Source organism: Streptacidiphilus monticola (assembly GCF_042658505.1).
GTDB lineage: Bacteria > Actinomycetota > Actinomycetes > Streptomycetales > Streptomycetaceae > Streptacidiphilus > Streptacidiphilus monticola.
In genome coordinates this window covers 1-6,600 of record NZ_JBHSQJ010000250.1, presented here as the reverse complement: position 1 = coordinate 6,600, position 6,600 = coordinate 1, and the positions used below count along the sequence as shown (strand labels likewise).

General features: G+C 70.9%; 10 protein-coding genes. 9 read left to right on the top strand and 1 reads right to left on the bottom strand.

The genetic code is table 11. The features are described from left to right. The 4 genes from ACFP3V_RS31880 to ACFP3V_RS31865 all read left to right on the top strand — a co-directional run. On the top strand, positions 1–192 hold a 192-nt coding region (locus ACFP3V_RS31880), incomplete at its 5' end, for a hypothetical protein (protein WP_380591346.1). Positions 193–267: 75 nt separating this feature from the next. Continuing rightward, entirely contained in the window at positions 268–1,026 is a 759-nt protein-coding gene (locus ACFP3V_RS31875; protein WP_380591343.1) for a hypothetical protein, read from the top strand. Continuing rightward, positions 1,023–1,631 (top strand): AAA family ATPase, encoded by a 609-nt coding sequence (locus ACFP3V_RS31870; protein ID WP_380591340.1) that lies wholly within the window; start codon positions 1,023–1,025, stop codon positions 1,629–1,631. Before ACFP3V_RS31875 ends, ACFP3V_RS31870 begins: the two co-directional genes overlap by 4 nt. A 43-nt stretch (positions 1,632–1,674) precedes the next feature. Continuing rightward, complete coding sequence (locus tag ACFP3V_RS31865) at positions 1,675–2,145, top strand: NUDIX hydrolase (RefSeq protein WP_380591337.1); 471 nt, start codon at positions 1,675–1,677, stop codon at positions 2,143–2,145. A 639-nt stretch (positions 2,146–2,784) separates the two neighbouring features. Here the strand turns inward: ACFP3V_RS31865 and ACFP3V_RS31860 are convergent. Continuing rightward, positions 2,785–3,537, bottom strand: coding sequence for a helix-turn-helix transcriptional regulator (locus ACFP3V_RS31860; protein WP_380591334.1), 753 nt, complete (start codon positions 3,535–3,537; stop codon positions 2,785–2,787). 113 nt (positions 3,538–3,650) lie between these two features. Here ACFP3V_RS31860 and ACFP3V_RS31855 point away from each other — a divergent pair, with 113 nt between their 5' ends. From ACFP3V_RS31855 to ACFP3V_RS31835, 5 genes are all read left to right on the top strand, one after another. Then, positions 3,651–4,172 carry a DUF2231 domain-containing protein gene (locus ACFP3V_RS31855; RefSeq protein WP_380591331.1) on the top strand — a complete coding sequence of 174 codons (522 nt, stop codon included), beginning with the start codon at positions 3,651–3,653 and terminating at the stop codon, positions 4,170–4,172. Between the two features lie 75 nt (positions 4,173–4,247). Next, positions 4,248–4,682 (top strand): hypothetical protein, encoded by a 435-nt coding sequence (locus ACFP3V_RS31850; protein ID WP_380591328.1) that lies wholly within the window; start codon positions 4,248–4,250, stop codon positions 4,680–4,682. Positions 4,683–4,782: 100 nt separating this feature from the next. Continuing rightward, positions 4,783–5,334: a GTP cyclohydrolase I FolE gene (folE, locus tag ACFP3V_RS31845; RefSeq protein WP_380591349.1), complete on the top strand. Its 552-nt coding sequence runs from the start codon at positions 4,783–4,785 to the stop codon at positions 5,332–5,334. Positions 5,335–5,400: 66 nt separating this feature from the next. Further along, positions 5,401–5,775: an arsenate reductase family protein gene (locus ACFP3V_RS31840; RefSeq protein ID WP_380591325.1), complete on the top strand. Its 375-nt coding sequence runs from the start codon at positions 5,401–5,403 to the stop codon at positions 5,773–5,775. Positions 5,776–5,777: 2 nt separating this feature from the next. Then, on the top strand, positions 5,778–6,600 hold an 823-nt coding region (locus ACFP3V_RS31835), incomplete at its 3' end, for an NAD(P)/FAD-dependent oxidoreductase (protein ID WP_380591322.1).

The window sequence follows — 6,600 nt, the reverse complement described above, 5'->3', positions numbered from 1 at the left end:
CGCACCGCCCCACCGCAGTCCTACCTCCGCGAAGCCGTCGCCGCCGCGCTCGGCACCGCCCTGGCAACCCTGCTCATCGGCGGCCGGGCGCTCAAGAACCTCCACTGGGACGGGGACTTCACCCTCCAGACCGCGCTCGCCGCGGAGGCGTGGCAGGACCTCCCCAACGCCCTCGCCGCTCCGGCCACCTGAGGCACCGTCACACCGCTACCGTCGCCGGGAGCGGCACCACCTGGTGCCGCTCCCGGCCCCCTCCTGGAGACCCCCGTGATCCACCACAGCACCCGGCCCACCCGCACCGCCGCACCCGCCGGAACCATCCGCGTCGCCAGCATCGACGTGGAGTGGACCAAGAACTACCGGATCAAGAACGGCAACCAGGCGTTCTGCGTCTCCGTCGTCTGGCTCGACATCCCCGACCGCGGCCCGAGCGCCGACCTGGGCAACCTGACCTTCCAGTACGCCAGCGCCTACCTGGAGCCGGGAGAGACCTCCGCCGACCTCGCCGCCCACGCCGACACCGTCTTCCGCGACGCCCTGGACGACGCCCACCTCATCACCGGCCACCAACTCTGCTCCGACCTCGGCGTCCTGGCCGCCAACGCCACCACCCCGGTCCCCGCGATCACCGCCGCCCGCCAGCAGTGGAAGACCCGCCGCACCGAGAAGACCCCGTTCACCGACACCCGCTTCGACGCCGACCACCTCCTGAGCGGCAAGAGCCGCCGCCTCGTGGACGTCTGCACCGAACTGGCCCTCGACGTCACCCAACCCGAACTGCGCGGCACCTCCATGACCGCCCTGCACCGGGCCTGGCTCAACGACGGCGACGACCAGGCCCGCGGCCGCGTCTCCGTCCTCAACCTGCGCCACTCCCTGTCCACCGCACTGGTCGCCGCCCGCGCCGAACACCTGGGGACCTGGGAGCACCTGAACGTCAACACCATGCTCGCCCGGCAGATCACCGGTCAGTGGGACTGGACCACCACCCCCGCCTTCACCCAACTCCTCCAAGGAGAGCCATGATCCGCGACTGCGCCGTCCTGTCCGTCGAAGGCACCCAGGCCGCCGGCAAGAGCACCTTCGTCCACGCCCTCACCGCCCACTGGCGCGAGCGCGGCATCCACGTCGCCTGCACCGGCGAACCCGCCCGCGAAAGCCCGCTCCTGGAAGAGATCGTCGTCCACAACAAGGGCGCCTTCGACCTCGCCGCCGAACTCGACCTCTTCGGCATCCAGCTCTCCACCCAGATCCGCGCCGCCCGCCACAACAAGCTCCTCATCACCGACAAGACCCCCGCGAACGTCCTCGCCTACGCCCGCATGGTGCTGCCGCCCCAGGACCCCGCCACCTACGACATCCTCACCGCGATGCAGGCGATGTGCACCGCCTGGATGCCCCGCGCCGTGGACCTGGTCGTCTACTGCCGCGACCGCTTCGACCAGCGTTCCGGCGGCGACCAGATGCGCGCCAAGGTCCTCCACCTCCAGGACGACGCCGACAAGGAGGTCTACCGCGCGGTCAAGGAGACCGGCGTGCGCATCGTGGAACTCCCCACCGGCCTGACCACCCGCGAGCGTGTCCACTGGACCACAGATGCCGTTGAGTCCATGGGACTCCTCCAGCTGTAGAAGGCTAGGGTCCTCGCATCACCGACCTGCCGGAGGACCCGCTGTGCCCGCCCAGCGCCCCATCGTCGACGTCATGCTCCTGCTCCTGCGCGACGGCGACGTGCTCCTGGCCGAGCGCGCCGGCACCGGCTACCGCGACGGCTGGCTCAACCTCCCCTCCGGCAAGGTCGAGGACGGCGAAGACGTCTTCACCGCCGTCATCCGCGAAGCCCGCGAGGAGATCGGGGTCGAGGTCGCGCGCGAGGACCTGTTCGTCGTGCACACCACGCACCACCTCAACCCCGAGGGCGAGCCCCGCGTCGGCTGGTTCCTCGCGACCGAGCGCTGGACCGGCGAGCCGGTCAACGCCGAGCCGCACAAGTGCGCCGCCATCGCGTGGTACCGCCTGGACCAGCTCCCCGACGATGCGATCGTCCCCTACAACCTCGTCGGCCTCCAGGGTTACATGGCCGGCCAGCCGTTCTCGGTCCACGGCTGGGACGACGCCCTGGCTCCTGCAACGCACTCGGCATGAACCGCCGCGGCGACGGGCCGTAGGCGCGGGAGGTGGGAGCCCGCAAAGCGTCGAGACGCGGGTGGGGAGGTCGAAAGCCACGGTGCGCTGGACGCACCGTCAGATCGCCGCACTGGTGAGCCAGATGGGACACGCCTGAGGCACGCGGGGCCGGCCCTGGATGGCCAGCCACTGAATCCGCACCTTCATCGGGGAGCGTCTGCTGCGGGCGAACTGCTGAAGGCCGCATGCGAACCAGCGCTCATGGGTTGTTGTCAGGGTGACCCCGCTCGTCCCGGCCAACCTGATCGCCCCGTAGGGCACTTCGCAGCCCTGAAGGGGGCTAAAATCACGGCACGTTCGTGCACAATCCATTGTGCGCACGCGCGCGGGGCCGCTGCGCGCATGGCCGGCCTGGCGTAGCTCGGCTCGGCGGCGCCGCCGAAGGGCGGTCAGGGACAGGGCCAGGGCCGCGACGACGGTGCTGCGGCGCGCCGCTGCGAGGCGGGTGCGGCGGGTCACACGGGCATGGGGCATGCCGTTCCTCCGATACATGACAGGGGGTGACGTGAGCGTCACACGACCTGTGCGCACGGGGTGGAGACACGCGGGGGGCGTTCCCCGGTCAGCGGGTTCGAACGATCTGCGCGGGGTGCGGTGTTACTCCGCCGGTGGCGATGGGGGCTGGTCGTCGTCGCTGGTGAGGACGACGCAGCAGGCCCCGGGCTGGGGTGCGAGAGTCGCCTGGACGGCGGGGGCCTCGAGTCCGTCGAGGTAGCCGGCGAGGAAGGCGTGGTTGAGCCCGCAGACCAGGTCGGTAGCTTTGGCGGCGAGGGGGTGGAAGGGGCAGTTGCGCAGCCGGATCTGGGTGGGGCTCTCGCGGACGGGCTCGTAGCCGTAGGCGTCGAGCATGCGCTCACACAGCGTCAGGCCGCGTTCGGCACCGAGCCGTCCGGGTCGGCTGCGTTCGCGTTCCAGCTCGCCCAGCCGGCGGCCGCGGGCGGCGGCCGCGTCGGTCGCGGCCTGGGCCGCGGTGCGCTCGCCGGACTCGTTGAGCATGCCTTCCAGGAGCAGGTCGGCGAGCAGCTCGTGCCGGCGGTCCGGGATGGACACGGTGATCTGCGTGTCGGTGGGTTCGTAGACCTTGGGCTGGCGCCCGACGCGGCGCGGTGCGCCTGGGGTGCCGTAGCGGGCGCGCAGCAGGCCGGCGTCGACGAGCTTGTCGAGGTGGAAGGCGGCGAGCTTGCGGGAGATACCCATGCTGGCAGCGGCCTCGTCCCGGGTGACCGGGTGGTCGGAGCGGCGGATGAAGGCGAACATCCCGCGCCGCGACAGGTCGCTGAGCGCGCTGACGGACTCGATGCCGTCCATCGGGTCCGAGGGAGCTGGTGGGGGCGCGTCGTGGTCGCTCACGCCCCCACGATATCCCCAACCAGCGCGGGCGAAAGCGGCACGCCACCTCATCAGTTGACAACCCGCCGGAATAACGACAAGAGTTGCTGGTGAAAAGAGGAGGGTGGTGCGTCATGGGCGGCGGACGGCAGTACCTGGAAGCGAAACGCCCCGTCAGCGCGGCCTTGGCCGGGCCGTACGGGCATCCTTTCCACCCGATCCTGGTCACCGTGCCGATCGGCGCCTGGGTGGCCAGCCTGGTCTTCGACATCGCCTCGCACGTGGTGGACGATCCCGGGTTCCTCGCCAAAGGTGCGATGTGGCTGATTGCTGTCGGTGTGCTGGGAGCGCTCGCCGCGGCCCTGGTCGGCTTCCTGGACCTGTTCGCGATTCCGCCCGGCACCGCGGCGATGCGCACCGCGCTGGTGCACATGACGTTGAATCTGCTGGTCACCGGTGCCTACGTGGGCGGGTTCTTCTGGCGGCGCGCCGGCGAGCTGACCACGAGTGTGGGCGCGGGCAAGCTCGCCCTGTCCGCGGTGAGCCTGGCAGTGCTGGGCGTCTCCGGGTTCCTCGGTGGCAAGCTCGCCTACCGCTACGGAGTCCGCGTCGCCGACGAGCAGACCCAGGCCCAGGGATTCACCGGCCGCGCCTGACGCATCTCAATCTCTGCCGGCTCTCGTTCAGCCCCGTGCACCCTCACCCTCATACCCTCACCTGAGAGGTCATCCATGGACATCGCGGCTCTGGTCACCTGGGTGGTGACCGCGCTGGGCGGCTTCTACATGCTCGGCACTTGGATCTCCCGCGGCGGCGTCAAGCAGCAGCGCTCCGGCACCAGTCGGCTTCCGGTTCCCGTGGTGTTCGGGCACTTTGCGCTTGCCGCGGCCGGGCTGGTGGTGTGGATCATCTACCTGGCCGTCGACAGGCGGGCGCTGGCCTGGACTGCGTTCGGCCTGCTGGTTCCGGTGGCGCTGCTGGGCTTCGTGATGCTGCTGCGGTGGCTGCCCGTCTACCGGGCCCAGGCTCCGGCTTCGGTGGCAGGCGGTGCCGAGGCGCCGGCCGAGCGGCACTTCCCCGTGCCGGTTGTCGTCGGGCACGGGCTGTTCGCGGTGGTCACCGTCGTCCTGGTGCTGCTGACCGCGCTCAACATCGGCGGCAGCTGACATGGCCGTCACCGAGCCCCAGACCAACTTGCCGGAGTGGGGCGCGACCCGGCCCGCGCCCGAGGGTCCGGCGTTGCACGTGGTGCGTGAGAACGACGGGATGGATCTGGAGGCCGCGGAGCAGGCGGCCGCGCAGTTCCTGAAGTCGCTCGGCGTCTCGACCGACTCCGAGAGCCTGCGCGGGACGCCGGGGCGGATGGCCCGGGCCTACGCCGAGTTGTTCAGCCCGCGGGCCTTCGACCTGACCACGTTCCCCAACGACGAGGGCTACGACGAGCTCGTGCTGGCCCGCTCCCTCCCGGTGCGCTCGGTGTGCGAGCACCACCTGCTGCCCTTCGTCGGCACCGCCCACGTCGGCTACCTGCCCGGGGAGCGGATCCTGGGCCTGTCCAAACTCGCCCGCGTGGTCGAGCACTTCGCCTGCCGCCCGCAGGTCCAGGAGCGGCTGACCAAGCAGATCGCCGAGTGGCTGCAGACGCACCTGGAGCCGAAGGGCGTGGGCGTCGTCATCGAGGCCGAGCACACCTGCATGACGCTGCGCGGCGTCCAAGCGGTCGGCTCCACCACCGTCACCTCCACCCTGCTCGGGCTGCTGCGCCACGATGCCCGCTCCCGCAGCGAGTTCCTCGGCCTGTCCGGCGTCGCTCGCTGAACCAACCCGTGCCCGCCGCCCGGCCGGATCACCACGCCTGCAAGGAGAAGGAGAACAAATCCGCTGATGGAGATCTGGATCAATCCGGCGTGTTCGAAGTGCGCCTCCGCCTTGTCTCTGCTGGACGAGGACGGTGCCCCGTACACGGTGCGCCGCTACCTGGACGACCCGCCCACCGCAGCCGAACTCCAGGACCTGCTGGGGCGGTTGAACCTGGAGCCGTGGGACATCACCCGCACCGGCGAACCGGTCGCGGTCGACCTCGGCCTCAGCACCTTGTCCAAGGACCCCGGCACCCGAGACCGGTGGATCCAGGCCCTGGCCGCTTACCCGGTCCTGATCCAGCGGCCGATCATCACCGCCGACGACGGCACCGCGGTCATCGCGCGCAGCGAGGAAGCGGTCCGTTCCACGCTGCCCACCCCAGCCGGAGGGAACTGACCATGAACGCCGAAAGCACCTACGTGATCGTCGGCGCCGGCCTGGCCGGAGCCAAGACCGCCCAGGCCCTGCGCGAGGAAGGCTTCACCGGCCCCCTCATCCTCATCGGAGAGGAGGGCGAACGCCCCTACGAACGCCCACCGCTGTCCAAGGGCTACCTCCTGGGAAAGCAGGACCGGGAGAAGGTCTACGTCCACCCGGAACAGTGGTACCGCGACCACGACGTGGACCTGCGCCTGGGCACCCGCGCCACCGCCCTGGACACCACCGCCCACCGGCTCACCCTCGCCGACGGCTCTCAGCAGCCGTACGCCAAGCTCCTGCTGGCCACCGGCGCGTCCCCGCGCACCCTGCCGGTGCCTGGCCATGAACTGGCCGGGGTGCACTACCTGCGCCGCCTCGAAGACAGCGACCGGCTGAAGGCGGCATTCCAGCCGGGCGCCCGCGTCGCGGTCATCGGCGCGGGCTGGATCGGCCTGGAAGCAGCCGCCGCCGCCCGCACCGCAGGAGCCGACGTGACCGTGCTCGAAGCCGCGGAACTGCCGCTGCTGCGCGTCCTCGGCAAGGAGGCGGCCCAGGTCTTCGCGGACCTGCACCGCGACCACGGCGTGGATCTTCGCCTGGGCGTCCAGGTCGAGCGGCTCACCGGCAGCGCCGGCACCGTGGACGGGGTCCAACTCGCCGACGGCACCCGCATCGACGCCGACACCGTTCTGGTCGGCATCGGTGTCGCCCCCAACACCGAACTCGCCGCCGCCGCGGGACTGGCCCTCGACAACGGCATCGCCACGGACGAGCACCTGCACACATCCGCGCCCGACGTCT